This window comes from Chryseobacterium lineare (assembly GCF_977014045.1).
In genome coordinates, this window is the sequence record NZ_CDRNIQ010000001.1 from 3,982,957 (window position 1) to 4,000,620 (window position 17,664).

A 17,664-nucleotide genomic window follows, 5' to 3' on the forward strand; every position below is an offset into this window, starting at 1 on the left:
TTATTTTTTAATGTTGTTTAAATGATATTCTTACCACAAAAGGAACAAAAGATTATAATAATTTTAAGATCATTAAAAAGTTCACAAAAATGAAAATCAAAGATTTTCTAAGACTTATGTGCTCTTATTAAAATCAATTATTTAACTTCATGTGACTTTTGTGGTTAAAGAAATTTAAACAGTTATAAAGGTCTTGCTTTAAGCAGACTATCAGAAGAAATAGCTTTTGGCTGAATAGCAACTCCGTCTTTCAATGCTCCGATTCCTGTAAATACGATTTTATCTCCTACAGAAAGTCCCTCGGAAATAAAGTAATAACTATCTGTTTTGCCAGAGATTTTCACAGGTTTTCCGGTTACTTTTTTATCCTTTCCAACTACATAAACGTAAGTTTTATCCTGAATTTCGTAGGTAGATTCTTGTGGAATCACCAACGTTTTATCAAATAACTGCGGCATACGAACTCTACCTGTATTTCCGGTTCTCAGAACTCCGTTGGCATTCGGGAATACCGCACGAACGCTGATGGCTCCGGTAGTTTTGTCGAATTGCCCGTCAACAATGCTCATTCTTCCTTTTTCAGGATAAGTGCTGTTGTCTGCGATGACTAAATCTACCATCGGCATATTTTTCAGTTTCTCGTTTAAAGTTGCTCCCGGATATTTATTTTGAAAAGCAATAAAATCGAGTTCACTTAAAGAAAAGTATGCGTAAATTTCGCTGATATCAGATAATAATGTCAATGGGCTAGGATCTGTTCTGGAGATCAGGCTTCCTTTTTTATAAGGAATTCTTCCGATGTATCCGCTTACCGGTGCTGTAATCGTTGTAAATCCTACATTGATTTTAGCGCTTCCCACTGATGCTTTTGCCTGTGAAGCGGCTGCTACTGCGGCTGCATAATTTGCTTTTGCGGTCCTAAGCTGAACATCAGAAACTACTTTTGCAGCAACAAGTGGTTCTAATCTGTCGACCTCAACTTTTGCTCTTTGAATATTGGCATTAGCCACCTGTAAATTGGCGCTTGCCATATTCATTTGCTCGCCGTAACTTCTTGAATCTATTTTAAATAAAGGTTGTCCGGCTCTTACGTAAGCTCCTTCCTCTACATAGATTTTATCTAAATATCCGTCAACCTGCGATCTTATTTCTACATTGTTTTTTCCTTCCAAAGCAGTCGGGAATTCCTGGTAAACTGTAGCCGGAGAGGTAATTACGGTGTAAACAGGTAACTCTGGAGGAGGTGGAGCAGCATTTGATCCTTCTGCTGCTTTTGTGCAATTCTGTAAAAGGATAATGCTTGCCATAAGTACAATAATCCTCGTTTGTCCAAATATTTTCATTTTGAGTTTAAATTTTTAATGTAGTGTTAATTTAAATAATATTGTTTTTTAATTTAAATTCTGTTATATTTCCTAACAGCGTTAATAACTGATGCAAAAAAAAAGAATTTTAATACTGAATTTTAGATAGTTGTTTCCATGATGTTAAATGTTATTTTAAGTGTAATTAAATTAATATATGTTATATTTACTAACAGTGTTAATGGATAATGAATTTATTTTTATGTTTGATCTTATTTAATAGATAATCAAAATCACTTGTTAATATTCCTAACGGTGTTAATGTTAAGTTCAAAAAAATTTTATAAAGACTTAATGAAAGCAGAAACTGTTTCGTCTAAAGTTGTTTTGTTCATCGTAGATGGGATATCATCGTTACGCATCATCATAATTGAGATCAAACCATGCACTGCAGAAAATAATGCGTGAGACATATGACAGGCATTCTCTGTTTTCGACCCGTTTTTCTTAATGATTGCATAGGTACATTCATAAAGCATATCCTGAAAAGACGAAAATTCTTCTTTCATCATTCCTTTACCACTGCACTGCATTCCCAATCCAAACATCAGCTGATAATACTCTTTATTCTTGAATGCAAACTTCCAGTAAGCATCTACGATAGCTTTCAACTGATCTTCGGGATTATCATGTGCATTTTGAGCTTTCAGCAGTTCAATGTGCAGGCAATGAAAACCGTTCAGTGAGATTTCGTATAAAATGGCTTCTTTATTTTCAAAGTGATCATATACTACCGGTGCACTGTACTCAATGGCATCAGCAATTTTCCTCATGGAAAGTGAAGCCCAACCTTCGGTTTTAGCCAAAGAAAAAGCCGCATCCAGAATACTGGCACGTATATTTTCTTTTTCTCTTTGGCGGCGTTCATGTAAGCCCATGATTTTTTTGTTACTAACGGTGTTAGCAAAACTACAAACTTTTCAACACAACTTCCAAATAAATTTTAAGATTTAACTTTTATGAGAAAGTATTTTAGAATATGTCTTTCATGTGCGGATGCTGAGAAAATGGGAGCTGAAAGTGATTTCGTATTGCCAATTTAATGATTATTGTAAAAATTAATGAGATTGATTGACGGGTTCGATTATTAAATTTTTGAACTTCCATCTTCCTGCTTCGGGCTTACTTACCATATAATAAAAGAAATCTTTATCTTTGTGATCAAATAAAAAAGTTATGAATACTCCCTCAAATATGATTGATCTGGGTACAAAAGCGCCTTTTTTTGAGCTGCCGAACCCTTCCAAAAGCAACGAAATTCAGTCATTAGATGATCTGAAAGGAGAGAAAGGTACTTTGGTGATCTTTATGTGCAACCATTGTCCGTTTGTTCTTCATGTTATTGATAAATTAAATGAATTATATGAAGATTATAATGAAAAAGGGATAGAATTTATCGCAATAAATTCTAATGACGTAGATAAATATCCGGCAGATGCTCCGGAAAAAATGATCGAATTCCAGATTGAAAAGAATTTTGATTTTCCTTATTTATATGATGAAAGCCAGGCAATTGCAAAGGCTTATGATGCAGCCTGTACACCGGATTTTTTCTTCTTTGATGAAAAATTAGACCTCATCTACAGAGGGCAAATGGATGATTCCAGACCCGGAAATCATAAAGATGTAACAGGGGAAGACTTAATTATTGCTTTCGAAAATCTTTTGGCAGGTGAGCCGCAGGAAGAAATTCAAAGGCCGAGCATGGGATGCAATATCAAATGGAAATAATTTTTGTCTGATAGTTCTTGCAATGAATAATACAAGTTGTTCTTATGGACAGCTTTTTTTATATTTTGCGGATGACAATAACTTTATCTGAAAAACGGATTATTTTCTTTCTCCAATCCAATTGTCGTAGGATTGCCGTGCCCTGAAAATACTTTTGTGTCCGGATCAAGGACTAAAATTTTTGTTTTGATGCTTTGAATTAATTGTCCGTAATTTCCTTTAAACAGGTCTGTTCTGCCAACACTTCCTTCAAAAAGAACATCGCCCGAAATTATGAACTTGTGATTTTCATTATAATAGGCGAGACTTCCCGGAGAATGTCCCGGAACATGATAAATCCTGAATTTTTCTCCATCCAGCTCCAGTTCATCGTTTTCACCGATGTACTCAATATCTGCATAAATATGATTAAGACTGAATCCAAAACGCAGCCCGCTGATCTGGAACATATCAAGAATTTCCTTTTCGTCCTTATGCATAAATACCGGAACTTTAAACTTCTTTGAAGCCCATTGAAGCCCAAGAACATGATCGATATGAGCGTGTGTCAGGAGTATTTTCTCGATATTTAATTCCTTTTCCTGAATGAAATTTCCGAGAATATCCGTTTCTTCTTTGCTCATATTTCCCGGATCAATCAGCAAGGCATTTTTATTTTCATTATAAAGAATGTATGTGTTTTCGCTGGCAAAGTTGAATACGAAACTTTGAATCTTAATCATATGAATTTTTTACAAAAACAAATGTAGTCACAAAAGTTTTGGTTTAAAAGATTTTGGTTTAAATATTTCCAATTAAAATAACCTTAAAACAGATTTAGCAGGTAAGAAATCCCCTATTTTTATTTATCTTCGTCATAATGAAAACTTTGCGAATACTTTTACTTACTCTGAGCGGACTTGTTTTTGGGCAGAACATCCAAAGCATCCAGTTATTTAATCCGCAGACCAATGATGAAACGCCAGTGATTTTTGCTAATCAGCAGTTGGTTTTAAGCTTTGATGATCTTACCAATTCCAGTCAGATTTACAGATATACCATCAAACATTACAATAGAAATTGGGAAGATGACAATCTTTTCTTTACAGAATATGCTACCGGGAGTTTGAATGGTTTACTGGATAGTTTTCAGTATTCATTTAACACTCTTCAGGCTTATACTCATTATAAACTGAATTTCCCGAACGATAAGATGCAGCTGAAGATCTCCGGAAATTTCGAGATTATTGTGTATAAAGATTCTGCCGATAAGCCGCTGTTTAAAAGAAGATTTTATGTAGTGGAAAATGCAGCCACAGTAGCGGTAGGCGTTTCACGGTTTGCTGATGCAAGAAATCCGGATGCCAACCAAAGAGTAGAGGTGAAGGCTGTTTCCACGGGCGGAGATCTTTCTTCCAATGTCAATTCCATGACCCTGAATGTAATGCAGAACAATAATCCCAATGTCACGGTAAATGGTTTAAAGCCAAGCACAACGATGGGAAATCAACTTCTTTTTCAGCAGATGTCTCTGGTTTTTCCGGGAAATAATGAGTTCTATTATTTTGACAGTAAAAATATGAATATGGCGGCCGATATGGTACGCGCAACCGAGGTGAAAGATGGTGTGAACAATACGTATCTTCACCCGGTTTGGGCTTTTCCATTGAATTATCAATACCAGCCGGATGTAAACGGAGCTTGGTACTACAGAAGAAATGATCTGGGAAGAGAAAGAGATGCAGAAAGGGAAGCAGATTATTCATGGGTGTATTTTTCACTGGACTCGGATCCCGTGGATAAAGAAATCTATGTATTGGGAGGTTTTAATGATTTCAAGCCCAACAAAGAAAACCAGATGCAGTATGATGCAGAAGGGAAAAAGTATGTTGCCAGAATATATCTTAAACAAGGATTTTACAACTACATTCTCGCAACGAAAGATTCAGACGGACGCCTGAATTTCGGTGAGATAAACGGTAACTTCTGGCAGACGGAAAATCTCTATCAGGCATTTTTATATTATGCTCCTTTCGGAAGAAATTATGACGGCCTGATGGGATACGGTGAATTCAGAACGCCGGTGAGGTAGATTGGGTTTGAGAGTTTTTAGGGTAGAGTGTTAGAGTTGTAAGGAGCTCTTTGAATCTCTTAAATTAAAGATACAGTGAATTCTTCTTTTTGCCATTACTTTTTTTAATCAAAAAACCTCACAGAAAAATCTGAAAGGTTTAATATAATAATAGTGTGGAAAATCGATTTAACTTCTGAATATCGCGGTTACAAAAAGCGTTTCATCATTCTCAAAGATATAATGAATATTAACCGGAAAATCTTCCATTGTACGGATGCTTATTTCAGAAAATCTTTCAGTGCTTTGAGCAATATCATTAATAGATGTTTTTAATTCTTCTAAGAAATATTCTCCTTTTTGTTTGTCTTCTGCATTGAAAACCCTCACAAGAAGTCTTATGTCATTTTTTGCAATAGAGGAAAGGAGGATTTTCATTATGCACAGTACTTTTTCAGCTCTGAAATATTTTCGTGAAAATCCAGTTTGGTAGAAGGATTTTCATTATGGAACTGTATTCTGTATAAAATTTCATCCATGTGAAACTTTGAAATGGGAGATGTGGTCTTCTCTTCAAAGCTTTCCATCATTTTTGCAAAAGCTTCCAAAGCATCGGGACTGAAGTTTTCAATCTTATTTTTTAAAATTTCTGCAGTTGCATTCATCATTTTTATTTTTTATGGGTTAATGATGTCCTTTTTGATGGGGTAAAGGTAAGAAAAATATTTAAATTTCAAAAATTTATACTAAAATTTTAGGGGTATATGGTTGAATTTTTGTTTTTTAAAATTAAAATAGTATTTTTTTTGAGGGGGTATTGTTGAAATTTTTTATTCTTGGCTAAAAAAAAATAACCTCCGTTTCCGAAGGTTTTCATATTTAAACTAAATAAAATTCATTGAGCTTTTCTTCACATAATGTTTTAACGACATCGATCCATCGGTCTTCGTCATTCAAACAGGGAATGTAATGGAAATTTTCTCCGCCGGCACTCGTGAACTGATGTTTACCTTCTACTGAAATTTCTTCCAGTGTCTCCAGGCAGTCGGAAACAAAAGCCGGACAAACCACAGCGAGATTTTTAATCCCTTTTTTAGGAATGGTTTCGAAAGTCTCATCGGTGTAAGGCTCGATCCATTTGTCTTTCCCCAATCTTGACTGAAAAGAAACAATGACTTTTTCTTTTGGCAGGTTAAGTTTCTCAATTACCATTTCAGTAGTTTTAAAACATTGATGGCGGTAGCAGAACTGGTGGCTCGGGTTGTTTTCCCTCGTACAGCAATCGTTGAGATTGCAGGTTTTTGTAGGATCTGTTTTGAATATATGTCTTTCCGGAACGCCGTGATACGAAAACTGAAGGGCGTCGAAATTTTCCGGAAGTTTTTCACGGATGCTTTCTGCCAGACAGTTGATGTAGATTTCACGGTTGTAAAACGGTTGAATATAGTTGATTTTTATTCCCGGAAACTTCTGCTTTCTCACTTCTTCTGCTTTTTCGATCACGGTTTCCGTGGTACTCATGGCGTATTGGGGATAAAGAGGGAAAAGTACAATCTCGGAAACGCCTTTTTCAACCAGTTTTCTTATGCCTGTTTCAATGCTTGGTTCTGCATATCTCATCCCGATTTCTACAGGAACATCTACCTGTTTCTGTAGTTTTTTCTGGATTTTTTCTGTAATGACGATCAGTGGTGAGCCTTCGTCGGTCCATACTGTTTTATAGGCTTCGGCAGATTTTGGAGGTCGTGTTTTCAGGATAATTCCCTGAACGAGCAGCGCACGGAAGATCCATCTGTAGTCGATTACCTTTTCATCCATCAGGAATTCATCGAGATATTCCTTCACATCCTGTACTGCTGTAGATCTTGGCGATCCCAAATTTACCAATAAAATTCCCTTCATTATTTATTTAAATTTTTCAGTCTTTCGTCAATTGTCGGACCATATTACTTGATATTCATCTGTCTGATGTATAAAGTGGTTTCCTTACCCGTTCACGGCTTCTACATGTTCTACTAAATCAGGAACGAATTGTTTTAAAATATTTTCAATTCCGTTTTTTAAAGTAGCGGTAGAACTTGGACATCCGGAGCATGCACCCTGTAAAAGCATCTTTGCGGTTTTGTTTTCCTGGTCGTATTCCATAAGGGAAATTTTTCCGCCATCGTTTTCTACGGCAGGAGCGACGTATTCATTCAGAATATCTGAAATTTTTTGTTCATCTTCCGTATAATCTCTGTTGATGATTTTTTCTACAGGATTTTCGTGTTTCTGAGCTTCAATATTGGATATTTCCCCGCCGTTCTGAAGGTATTCAGCAATCAGCGCGCGCACCGTCATCATGACCTGGTGCCACTCTACGGAATTATCTCTCGTTACCGCAACAAAATTATCAGAAATAAAAACTTCTTTAGCAAAATCGAATTCTTTAAAAATAGCTTGTGCCAAAGGAACGCCTTCTGCAGCATCTCTTGATTTCACTTCTACAAAACCTTCCAGTAATAATTTGTTGGATACAAACTTCATCACATTAGGATTCGGGGTCATTTCTGCGTAGATCTGGTAAAGCTCTTTTTTCTTCTGAAGATAAAGTCTCGGGTTGGCAAGAAGCTCATCTTCAATTACATTTTTAAGGCTTTCTGCCACATGTTCCCATTCCACAGTATCCTGTTTGGCTACGGCTACGAAATTTGCTGTCACAAAAACTCTCTCAACGAAAGGATAATTGAAAAGCTCCTGCGCCAGAGGAATCTCTGAAATATCTGAATCTCTGTCCAGTTCCAAAGACCCGGGAATCAGGTTGTAATCCGCTACAAATTTCATCACTTTCGGGTTTTCAGTAGGCTCTATAAGTATAGTATGCATTTTTTCTTTAAATTTGAGTTACAAAAATACGCAATTAGAAGTTAGAAGCTAGGGGTTGGAAGTTAGATTTTTGCTATCGGCATGATTTAAAAATGATGAAGGCTAAAATCGATTTTCAAATAAGCTCATTATTAAATTTTCAAATTAAAAATATGGCACTTATAAAAGAACTTTTAGGAAAAGCACCACAGATAGGAGAGAATACATTTTTAGCAGAAACGGCTACCATTATCGGTGATGTCACCATGGGAAGAGACTGCAGCATATGGTATAATGCGGTGATCAGAGGTGATGTCCATTATATTAAAATGGGAAATAAAGTAAATGTTCAGGACAATGCGATGTTGCACTGCACGTATCAGAAACATCCTTTAAATATCGGGAATAATGTTTCTATTGGTCATAATGCCATCGTTCACGGCTGTACGATTAAAGATAATGTACTGATCGGCATGGGTGCTATTGTGATGGATGACTGTCTTGTCGAGGAAAATTCTATTGTCGGAGCGGGTTCTGTAGTTACTCAGGGGACACACATCAAGTCAGGCGAAGTCTGGGGCGGGGTTCCGGCGAAAAAGATTAAAGATATCAATTCTCAGCTGCTCGAAGGTGAGGTCAACAGAATCGCTGATAATTATGTTAAGTACTCTTCATGGTATAAGGAAAATGTAAAACACGTAGAAGGATAATAAAGTCAATAGTGAATTGTTAATCAATATTCACCATTGATTTAAAGCTTTATCATAATAAAAAATCTTGCCCGAAAGCAAGATTTTTTATTTCTTAAGAATTCACCAATTCTGCTTTTCCGTTGACACATTTAATAGAAGTAGGTGCAATGATCATCATACAATCGGACATGATTCCATATTTTTGATTAAATGCTTTCACTTTTTCTGTGTAGTCGTTTATTTTTGGTAAAATTGAAGTTTCCAGTTTTTTAGGATAAGCAATATAGAGTTGAGGTCCTCCGCAGGCCTTGGCACCCATCGGGGCAAACGTCCATTCTGCGGGATCTGTACATTTTTCTTTTGCGATTTCAGATTCTATCGAAGCTTTAAGTTTATCAAGCTGTGCCTGTTCATATTTCTGACTGTTTTCGTCTGCAGGTCGCTCGGAAATGTCTTTCGGTAAATTGGCATCCATATTTTTTGTTGAAGAACATGAAGCCATAAAAAGGGCTGTACATAGTATTAATACAGGGATTTTCATAAGCAGTTTTTCTCTCGTTATGTTGAAGGATTTTCAAAAGTTGTGCCAAGGTAAGGATTTGAATTTCATTTTCCGTAATTTTGACAACGATGAACAATCATTTTTTTGACTTAATAGAGCATACCAACCGAAGTGTATTTTTAACGGGAAAAGCAGGAACAGGAAAGACTACTTTTCTCAACGATTTTGTAAAGCGTACCCGCAAAAAACACATTGTAGTGGCACCCACCGGGATTGCTGCGATCAATGCGGGTGGTGTTACCATTCATTCGATGTTTGGGCTTCCGCTAAGAACCTTTCTTCCCACAACAGACCGGATCGATACCAGTATGGCAAATAATATTGCCGACCTGATGCCGCATTTTAAATATAGAAAAGATAAACTGAAACTCTTACGAGAGGTAGAGATCATTATTATCGATGAGGTGTCTATGCTGCGTGCGGATGTTTTGGATATGATGGATTTTTCGCTGAGGTTTATCCGTAGAAATAATCAGCGTTTCGGGGGCGTGCAGATGTTGTTTATTGGAGATCTTTATCAGCTTCCGCCGGTAGTGAGGGACGAACATATTTTAAAATTGTATTATAATTCACCGTTCTTTTTCGACAGTCATGCGATCAAGGAGATTCCTTTAATTACTATTGAGCTTACGAAAGTGTACCGTCAGTCTGATGAAAATTTTCTCGCCATATTGAATGCGATCCGTGACGGTGATGTTGCTAATATTGATTTTGAGCATTTAAATGAAAGATATGATCCTCATTTCGATATGGGAGATGAGCCTTACGTGTATCTCTGCTCTCACAATAAAATGGCGGATAATATCAATCAGGAAAAATTGAATGAATTAAAGGTAAGTCCTAAAACATATGAAGCGAAGCTGTTCGGAGAATTCAGGGAAAACCAGTTTCCGAATGAGCAGTTTTTAGATTTAAAAATAGGAGCCCAGATTATGTTTATCCGCAATGATATTTCCGGAGAGAAGAAATATTTTAATGGAAAGCTGGGCGAAATTTCCGCGTTGGATGAAAATGAAATTAAAGTAATCCTTGATGGCAGCGAACGGGAAATCACGGTAAAAAGAGAAGTCTGGGAACAGAAAAAATATTTTCTCGACACGGATAAAAATATCAAAGAAGAAGTGCTGGGAAGTTTTGAACAGTTTCCGATAAAGCTGGCGTGGGCGGTTACCATTCATAAAAGTCAGGGGCTTACTTTTGACAGGGTAATTATTGATGCCGGAAAAAGTTTCACGGCCGGACAGGTGTACGTGGCATTATCGCGTTGCCGTACGCTGGAAGGAATTATTTTAAAGTCGAAGATAACACCGGAAGTTATTTTTAAAGATAACAGGATCCTGCATTTTCATTCCGATACCGTTGCTAATGAGAAGGTAGAAGCTATTTTAAGCAATGAAAAGTATGATTACAGCATCAGGAAAGTACTTCGTGCCGTAGATTCTCAATGGCTTTTGAAAGAGGTTGAAGAATGGAATAAGCTCTCCGTAGCGACGAAAAGTATTGATCATCTAAAGACCAATCAGCTGTATAAACAGCTGAAGCATGAAATCGTTAATCTCGGTAAGATCTTTGAAAAGCTGGACAGGGTAATTTCCCAGAAGGTTAATAATTTTATCGAAAAGAAAGAAGAGTGGTCTGAAATCGAAGGCAAAACCAAAGGAGCGGTCAATTTCTTTTTTACGGAAATCAGGGATAAAGTTTTCAGTCCGTTGAAAGATTTTTATGCTGAAATTAAAGGAACAAAAGGTTTAAAGCAATACAACGAAGAATTCAGGGTGTGGCTGGAAGATATTGAGGAATATTTAAACAGCTTAAAAGAAATTCACCTGCTGGAAACCAAGCTTCTTGACGAAAAAAACAACCAGGAAGTAAGCATGAAGATTGCGAAAGTGCCATCGCAGGTGCTCACCTTTCAGTTGTTTGAACAGGGGAAAACAATTTCAGAAATCGCTTTGGAGAGAGGTTTGGTAAAAGAAACCGTAATCGGGCATCTGGCAAAATTTGCCGAACAGGGATTGCTGGATATTTCAAGGGTGATTACTTCCGATAAAATTAAAGCTTTTGAAAGTGTATTTAAAAATGACCCTAAAGAAACTTTGACAGAATGGAAAAATGCGCTGCCTAATGATTTTGAGTTTAATGAAATCAGGATTCTGATCAATCATTTTAATTATCTGAAGGAGAAAGGTAAAATTTAATTTTATAACCCATTATGCATTTGATTTATTTTCGTCAATTCGAGTAGATTTTTGAAAAAATCGTATCGAGAAATTTGTGATTTTGAGGATAAATATCATTCTCGATATATTTTTCTTCGCTTTGTTACGAAAAAAATACTCGAATTGACGGATCCAATATCAAAATCTTGTAAATGTACAATGGATTAATTTTATATAAAATTGCTAACTAACAATCATGTAATTTTGTATTTTTATGATAAATAACAATTATCATGAAATATTTATTTACTTTTTTCCTTTTATTATTCCTTAATTCTGATAAAAAGGATGATTACGATTATAATATACTAATTGGTTCCTGGTCTCAGGATTTTTTTGCCAATACCACTTCAACAGGTATTTTTACCTTTAATAAAGACAGTACCGCCATTTTGGAAATGAGAGATGGGAAAACCAAAAAAATGATTGGCAGTATAAAAGGGATCTATAAGATTGAAAGATCTAATAAGATCATTAGAATGACCATGTTCGGACAGGAAAAATCATTTGAAATCGAAGAGCTTAACAATGACTATATTGTGCTTCAAAATAAAAAAGATCTCAAACAGAAGATGAGTTTTAAACGGTTTAAGGAATGAAATAAAAATACAAAAGGATGGTAAACTTAGCTTACCATCCTTTATTATTTATTCAATAAGTCCTGATTAACGTGATATCCAACAATTTTTATAATACCATTTTTATCTTTTTCCATTGTAAAGGTTTCCTGTGTTTTTTCGGTGCCTCTTTTTACTTCATAAGTGAACAGATATTCACTTTTCGGGTTGCTTCCTTTTACAACTAAGGTCTGCCATTTACTAAGATTATATTCCTGTACGGGGCCGATCTGACTGGTGATATTTAAGAGTTCTGTTAATTTTTCTTTAGACGTGACAGAGAAAAATTTTTCCCCGAACAATTTATAAATATCATCCTGATTTCCTCCATATCGGATTTCCCAGTAAAATTTTTGTGGAATTTTTTCTCCGTCTGTTTTATCAGATTCGCGGTCTGTATAAATTTGATTGAAATTACAGCTTATCAGTAAAAGTGATAGGGCAAAAAGGAAAATAATTCTATATTTCATAGTTTAAATTATACTACAATATTAAACAAATCTTAAGTGAAAATTATATTAATTAATCTTAAAATGTTTCTATGATTATAAACAAGACCGCCATTTCTGACAATCTTGCTATATTCTTTCAATTGGTCAAAAATGCTCTTAAAGTCAGATTGGGATATATTCACACTTGAACTGAATAGGTTTCTAACCCCTTCAAAAAAACAGGCATATTTTCATATACCCAATCCAGTACATCTTCTGCTTTTTCCAAAAGGTCTCTTCTTTCCAGATATTGTTGATAAGAAAATGTAAGTGTAGGTTGCAAAAGGAACTCCAAAATATACAAAATATATTGTACCAAACTCACTAAGCCATTGATGATCCCACAGAGAAAAGCACTCAGGATTTTTAAGAACTCAATTCCTTTCTGCGCCAGATCAGTAACAATGTCTTTAATGTCTGATAGAAAGGCTTTAATGGTATTGATTATTCCTGTAATCCTGGTTACTAGTTTTTTGAAGGAATCGGGCAAATGGTCAATAGAAGCATCCTTCACTTTATCTGCAGATTGTCTTACCAATTCCCAAACCTGACTAAAAGCTGTTTCTACACCCTGCACAAAAGGATTGTTGCCTAAATTTTCAAAAAATAGTTACAAAAAGCTCTCTTTTAAAAAGTTATTTTTTATACTGATAAATATCTCCTCCTGTATTCTTTTAAGATCCCAATTTTTAGGGGACATAAAAGGTTCTGCATTTTTTACAAAATAACCGCCTAATCTCTTAGGCGGTTAGAATCTAACTGTTTTCCTCTACAAATTTTTTAAAATCTTGTAAAAACTTAATAAACTCATCGTGTTCTAAATCCAAATCCTGCTTTTTAGATTTTTCACCAGCCCTTTGTTTCATAAGGTCTACGAAGAAAACCCCATATTTATTGCTTCGGAAGAAAACATCCTCGTTTTGCCAGTCAAAAGACTCGTCAGGCTCTTTATTTTTGCTTTGTTCTACACCATCAGTTAGACTTTGAATTTTTTGTGGAGTCCAATATGCATCTGAGAATCTCTGTAAAACCAAGTATGGAATTTCTGTTTTTATTAAGTAAACAATATCCCCTAAATCTTCATTAATATTAAAAATATATTTCATAATTGTTATTTTAAATGTGGATAAGCATTCATAATTCTTCCAGAATCATCTACTTCTATTAATATTTTAAATGTTCCGTCAGAAGAATAATATCTATATTTCATAAATTTTCCTGTATCCTCGTATATGGCTCCTCCTTTAGCTACCGTATTTTCATACACATAAGCTATCTCCTCCTGTATTCAAACATAGAAGATTCTGCATTTTTCACTAAATAGCCATCTTTGTATTTTATACTGATTTTAGCCTTAAAAGGAACATCATCGGGCAATTGTGCCATAGAATAAATTCCTTCAGGGTCTATTATTTTCTCTACATCAATAATTCCGTCGATAATAGCTGAACCATGTTATATTAAAAACCGCCCAATTTCTTAGACGGTTATACTATTTATTGCTTGTCATAAGGGAATGAGGGGCTTATGAATTTCATTTTTATAGGCTTATCTTGTTTATCATAAATAATTTCAAATACTCCATGGTCTACATGTATTCCTTTAACTTTCATCGTTTCTGCATCTACAACAGCATAATATGGTGTTGGAATACCAAATACATCATGAAAAAAGTCTACACTATAATGACTCCATTCTTTACCGTCATACATTTTTTGTTTTTCATAAAAGATAGCATCCATAAAATCAATATGTTCGGGTGTGTTTCCATATTGGAATTTTAACTGATCTAGTACTTTTAATGTTGCTTTTATTGCTTGCTGTTGTTTTTCTGTTTTTTCCATTTATTATAATTTTTTATAGTCAATACCTGCTTTTTCTAATTTTTTTATTGCTTCTTCTAAAACCCACTCAGCATTTTTTAATTCCAATTCATTAAATAGATGCTTCTTTTCCATTATTTTATCATAAACCCATTTTTCTCGTTTATAAGTTCTAATTGAACTTTCAACAAATGTTCCAGTTGCTCCTTCCATATATGCTTCTTTCCCCAACAGTTTAAATTCCAACGCATGTTGTATCTCGTGAAAAGCCTCATAAAAAGTAAATCTTCTTCTAAAGAATAACTCTCTGCTCATTGGAGAGAAACCTGCTTGAGCTCCACTAGCATCTAAAAATTTATCTTCTCCTTTTCGCATAACTACTCCTACATCTCCCAAAATTTCCGCAATATATTTTTCAAGAGCTTTCATCTGCCTGTTGTTCATATATTCTCTTCCCAAGAATTTCCCACGCTTGCTTGCTGATTTCCCTTCCCAGCCCAACTCATCCTTTTGAAAATATTATTTTTTGTACTGATAAATACTATCAGCATTTTTAATAATTTCCAAAGTAATTAAATTAAAATTTTGATAATATAATGGTTCTGCTGTATCATCAGAAATAGTTAAATAGTCTTCGTTACCAAATAATGATTCTATATAAACTGTCCAGCAAGGATGCTCTTTATCTTTATCAATTCCTACTGCAAGTTTCTTCTTTTCAACAAATCTAACACTATTAACTTTCCTTACACTTTGCTCTCCATCCAAATCTTTCACAATTTTGATAGCTTTTTCTAATATTTGTTTTTCTGTATGCTTCATTTTTCTAATATTAAAAGGGGATTGGTTTTAAAGCCAACCCCCTTTTGAAAATATTATTTTTTGTACTGATAAATACCATCAGTATTTTTAATAATTTCAGTTATAATATAATTGAAATTTTGGTAATATAGTGGCTCTCCTGTTTCATCAGAAAGGATTAGGAAGTCTCTATTGTCAAAGAGAGATTTTACTGAAACTGTCCAAGAATCTATAATTTTACCTTTAGGAATTAATAACACATCATCTTTTTGAAAGTTAATATTTATAATACTGTCTTTATTATATACTCCTCCTGTTAAGTCGGTTATAATTTTTATTACTTTTTCTCTAATTTTATCTTCTGTCTGTTTCATTATTTTATTTTTATTGGTTCTAAATTAAAATCTTTTCTAATTTTATTAATATAGTATAGTGCTTCTTCAAATTCTGCATCAGCCCATCTATGTCTATTAGCTAAGGTTTGTTCCCAAACGTAGGTTTCCTTTTCTAAAGTACTTAAATCGTGGTAGGCTTCTCCTAACTGCTCAAAATGTTTTACATGAGACATTTCGTGAAAAGCTACTAATTCGGATGCATTTTTTGGAAGCACAAGCTGCCTGTTAACAGCATCAAATCCTCCTGCAATTCCATTGTTTTTCATAAAGAAAAATAATTCATCCACATTTTTAAATCCCATTACAGGAGTAAAAAGCCTTTTGATACTTCTTAAATCATCTTCCATAATTAGAGTTATGCCCTTTTCTTTAAGAAGTCCCCTTAATCTTCTGATTTGTTTAGCTGTTAATATTTTCCCTCCAAGCTCATCTAACTTTCGGGTTGCCATCCAATCCAACTCATCGTCAGTTAAACCAGACAATTCTCCCAACGGCTTATTTCCTTCCCCAAATATAGTATTGATTTTTCTTTCAATCCATTCTCCAATTTTTCCACTTTTTATAGCCTCCAGCATTTCTAAAAATTCCTTTTCCAACCATTTATACAGGTCTTGCACAGAATTAGCAACTTTCTTTCCTAAACCTTTTCCAAAATTAAAAGCCTTTGCTCCTGCCTGTTCTGCTTTGGCTGTTATTCTGCTGATTTTCGCAGAAGTTTGTGCTACTAAAGAACTGCCTCCCGTAAAATAAGCAATAATAGCATCTAAAATAAGTTCAAAAGCAACTCCACCAACAAAATATGCCCAAAAATATTCATTTAAATCTTTTACTTGAATAAATTTCTTTTTCAGCATATCAAAAAACTGAGAGATTTCTTTCCATATCTTTCCGTCACTAAAAAGATTTTTAATACCATCAAAAAATTCTTTAGAGTTTTTAGCCAATAAATCTACAAAATCTTCGATAAATTCAAGTTCCTCCTGATGCTTTGCCAATTCCAAAGGACTGCTTTTTTCTATTTCAAAAATTGGAAATTTTTCAACTACCATAGCCAAAAGCATAATAATGGTTTGTACCAATGAGATAAGCCCATTGATTAAACCACACAAGAAAGCATTAATTTTGGCGATCTCACTATTGAGTTCTGCTTTAATAAAGTTTTCAATTCCTGAAACCACATTCAACAAATCATCAAAAACAGCTTTCAGCTTGTTGTATATAGTTTTGATACTTTCAGGCATATTATCCTCTATGATGTTCTTCACCAAATAAGTAACAGCAAAAAGAACATCATCTTCAATAGTAGGGGTTGCCTGAACAGCTTTATAAACAATGGCAGTAGAAATTTCATCGAATGAAGTAACAAAATCTTTAAGATTTTTCAAACCATCTGCCACAATATGTGGAGATTCAGACATATTCTTATATTGATTGTTGGGGAATGGAACAGGGATAATAGGTTTATATTTAACTTCCTGTTGTGGAAAACCATTCGCGCCTATTTTATTTTGGTAGTTACTATACATAGGCAACACATAGTGTTTTGTGTAGTCGTAGTTTTCCTCTGTGAACTTCCATTTTTCGGTAGCTTCTATACCTCCTTTTAACCAATCTGCTAATTGGTTATTCAATGAAGATACTTTTTTAAAGGCATCATTGATTTTGCTTTTGTCTAAGATTTCCAAATATATAGCCCCTTTCAAAAGGGTAGCATCAATGCCATAATCTTCTGCAATCACTTTCATAAGGCTATTGAAATCCGATACGCTTCTGTCTAAAGTGTTTCCGTCATAATTGATTGTTTTTCCTTTGCTATAATAATGTTTTATCAGCTGCTCCCTTGCATAATCTCCCATTTTCACTCTACACGCAGTTCCAAAAAAATTACTGGTATCTTTAGAAACCATTTCGTAATAAATGGTAAAATGATCAGGCTCAATAGGGTCTTTTTCGTATTTGTCAAAAACTTCTGTTCCACTTTCGCAAAAAACAGCCTGATGATGAACCATAGTATATTTTTCTGATGGTGGATAATTTACCTTCTTTTCTGGCGGTACTAAAAAAGTTTCATAAAA

General features: G+C 34.6%; 21 protein-coding genes. 5 read left to right on the forward strand and 16 right to left on the reverse strand.

Annotated features, from left to right (window positions below; all coding sequences use genetic code 11):
• Positions 1–182: 182 nt before the first annotated feature.
• Both ACWNCI_RS17845 and ACWNCI_RS17850 read right to left on the reverse strand, forming a co-directional pair.
• Positions 183–1,343 (reverse strand): efflux RND transporter periplasmic adaptor subunit, encoded by a 1,161-nt coding sequence (locus ACWNCI_RS17845; protein ID WP_346986488.1) that lies wholly within the window; start codon positions 1,341–1,343, stop codon positions 183–185.
• A gap of 302 nt (positions 1,344–1,645) precedes the next feature.
• Positions 1,646–2,242 carry a TetR/AcrR family transcriptional regulator gene (locus ACWNCI_RS17850; RefSeq protein ID WP_449389316.1) on the reverse strand — a complete coding sequence of 199 codons (597 nt, stop codon included), beginning with the start codon at positions 2,240–2,242 and terminating at the stop codon, positions 1,646–1,648.
• 298 nt (positions 2,243–2,540) lie between these two features.
• Here ACWNCI_RS17850 and ACWNCI_RS17855 point away from each other — a divergent pair, with 298 nt between their 5' ends.
• Positions 2,541–3,095 carry a thioredoxin family protein gene (locus tag ACWNCI_RS17855; RefSeq protein ID WP_449389317.1) on the forward strand — a complete coding sequence of 185 codons (555 nt, stop codon included), beginning with the start codon at positions 2,541–2,543 and terminating at the stop codon, positions 3,093–3,095.
• 83 nt (positions 3,096–3,178) lie between these two features.
• Here ACWNCI_RS17855 and ACWNCI_RS17860 read toward each other — a convergent pair whose 3' ends face one another.
• The gene (locus ACWNCI_RS17860) at positions 3,179–3,817 is read right to left on the reverse strand and encodes an MBL fold metallo-hydrolase (protein WP_449389318.1); all 639 of its coding nucleotides are present in this window, start codon (positions 3,815–3,817) and stop codon (positions 3,179–3,181) included.
• A gap of 137 nt (positions 3,818–3,954) precedes the next feature.
• Between ACWNCI_RS17860 and ACWNCI_RS17865 the strand changes: the two genes are divergently transcribed.
• Positions 3,955–5,166: a type IX secretion system plug protein gene (locus ACWNCI_RS17865; protein WP_449389319.1), complete on the forward strand. Its 1,212-nt coding sequence runs from the start codon at positions 3,955–3,957 to the stop codon at positions 5,164–5,166.
• 168 nt (positions 5,167–5,334) lie between these two features.
• Here the strand turns inward: ACWNCI_RS17865 and ACWNCI_RS17870 are convergent, their stop codons facing one another.
• The 4 genes from ACWNCI_RS17870 to ACWNCI_RS17885 form a co-directional block, all read right to left on the reverse strand.
• On the reverse strand, positions 5,335–5,583 hold the full coding sequence (locus tag ACWNCI_RS17870; RefSeq protein WP_346986483.1) for a hypothetical protein: 249 nt from the start codon (positions 5,581–5,583) through the stop codon (positions 5,335–5,337).
• Positions 5,583–5,813, reverse strand: coding sequence for a hypothetical protein (locus tag ACWNCI_RS17875; RefSeq protein ID WP_449389320.1), 231 nt, complete (start codon positions 5,811–5,813; stop codon positions 5,583–5,585). The genes ACWNCI_RS17870 and ACWNCI_RS17875 overlap by 1 nt, the downstream gene beginning before the upstream one ends.
• 211 nt (positions 5,814–6,024) lie before the next feature.
• Positions 6,025–7,047, reverse strand: a complete 1,023-nt coding sequence (gene hemH, locus ACWNCI_RS17880) for a ferrochelatase (protein WP_449389321.1) — start codon at positions 7,045–7,047, stop codon at positions 6,025–6,027.
• 84 nt (positions 7,048–7,131) lie between these two features.
• Positions 7,132–8,010 (reverse strand): iron-sulfur cluster biogenesis protein NfuA, encoded by an 879-nt coding sequence (locus ACWNCI_RS17885; RefSeq protein ID WP_042721399.1) that lies wholly within the window; start codon positions 8,008–8,010, stop codon positions 7,132–7,134.
• A gap of 152 nt (positions 8,011–8,162) precedes the next feature.
• Here ACWNCI_RS17885 and ACWNCI_RS17890 point away from each other — a divergent pair, with 152 nt between their 5' ends.
• Positions 8,163–8,699: a gamma carbonic anhydrase family protein gene (locus ACWNCI_RS17890; protein ID WP_449389322.1), complete on the forward strand. Its 537-nt coding sequence runs from the start codon at positions 8,163–8,165 to the stop codon at positions 8,697–8,699.
• Between the two features lie 94 nt (positions 8,700–8,793).
• Here ACWNCI_RS17890 and ACWNCI_RS17895 read toward each other — a convergent pair whose 3' ends face one another.
• Positions 8,794–9,222, reverse strand: coding sequence for a hypothetical protein (locus ACWNCI_RS17895; protein WP_449389323.1), 429 nt, complete (start codon positions 9,220–9,222; stop codon positions 8,794–8,796).
• Positions 9,223–9,311: 89 nt separating this feature from the next.
• On the opposite strand from ACWNCI_RS17895, the gene ACWNCI_RS17900 reads away from it, so the two are divergent.
• Positions 9,312–11,441, forward strand: coding sequence for a helix-turn-helix domain-containing protein (locus tag ACWNCI_RS17900; RefSeq protein ID WP_449389324.1), 2,130 nt, complete (start codon positions 9,312–9,314; stop codon positions 11,439–11,441).
• A gap of 254 nt (positions 11,442–11,695) precedes the next feature.
• Positions 11,696–12,061 (forward strand): hypothetical protein, encoded by a 366-nt coding sequence (locus ACWNCI_RS17905; RefSeq protein WP_449389325.1) that lies wholly within the window; start codon positions 11,696–11,698, stop codon positions 12,059–12,061.
• Positions 12,062–12,105: 44 nt separating this feature from the next.
• Here the strand turns inward: ACWNCI_RS17905 and ACWNCI_RS17910 are convergent, their stop codons facing one another.
• The 8 genes from ACWNCI_RS17910 to ACWNCI_RS17945 form a co-directional block, all read right to left on the reverse strand.
• Complete coding sequence (locus ACWNCI_RS17910; protein WP_449389326.1) at positions 12,106–12,549, reverse strand: hypothetical protein; 444 nt, start codon at positions 12,547–12,549, stop codon at positions 12,106–12,108.
• Between the two features lie 160 nt (positions 12,550–12,709).
• Positions 12,710–13,147 carry a hypothetical protein gene (locus ACWNCI_RS17915; protein WP_449389327.1) on the reverse strand — a complete coding sequence of 146 codons (438 nt, stop codon included), beginning with the start codon at positions 13,145–13,147 and terminating at the stop codon, positions 12,710–12,712.
• A 178-nt stretch (positions 13,148–13,325) separates the two neighbouring features.
• On the reverse strand, positions 13,326–13,676 hold the full coding sequence (locus tag ACWNCI_RS17920) for a hypothetical protein (protein WP_449389328.1): 351 nt from the start codon (positions 13,674–13,676) through the stop codon (positions 13,326–13,328).
• A 390-nt stretch (positions 13,677–14,066) separates the two neighbouring features.
• Positions 14,067–14,414 (reverse strand): hypothetical protein, encoded by a 348-nt coding sequence (locus tag ACWNCI_RS17925; RefSeq protein WP_449389329.1) that lies wholly within the window; start codon positions 14,412–14,414, stop codon positions 14,067–14,069.
• Positions 14,415–14,417: 3 nt separating this feature from the next.
• Positions 14,418–14,894: a zincin-like metallopeptidase toxin domain-containing protein gene (locus ACWNCI_RS17930; RefSeq protein WP_449389330.1), complete on the reverse strand. Its 477-nt coding sequence runs from the start codon at positions 14,892–14,894 to the stop codon at positions 14,418–14,420.
• Between the two features lie 18 nt (positions 14,895–14,912).
• Positions 14,913–15,215 (reverse strand): hypothetical protein, encoded by a 303-nt coding sequence (locus tag ACWNCI_RS17935; RefSeq protein WP_449389331.1) that lies wholly within the window; start codon positions 15,213–15,215, stop codon positions 14,913–14,915.
• Between the two features lie 53 nt (positions 15,216–15,268).
• Positions 15,269–15,568, reverse strand: a complete 300-nt coding sequence (locus ACWNCI_RS17940; RefSeq protein ID WP_449389332.1) for a hypothetical protein — start codon at positions 15,566–15,568, stop codon at positions 15,269–15,271.
• Positions 15,568–17,445 (reverse strand): zincin-like metallopeptidase toxin domain-containing protein, encoded by a 1,878-nt coding sequence (locus ACWNCI_RS17945; RefSeq protein WP_449389509.1) that lies wholly within the window; start codon positions 17,443–17,445, stop codon positions 15,568–15,570. Before ACWNCI_RS17945 ends, ACWNCI_RS17940 begins: the two co-directional genes overlap by 1 nt.
• Positions 17,446–17,664 lie beyond the last annotated feature (219 nt).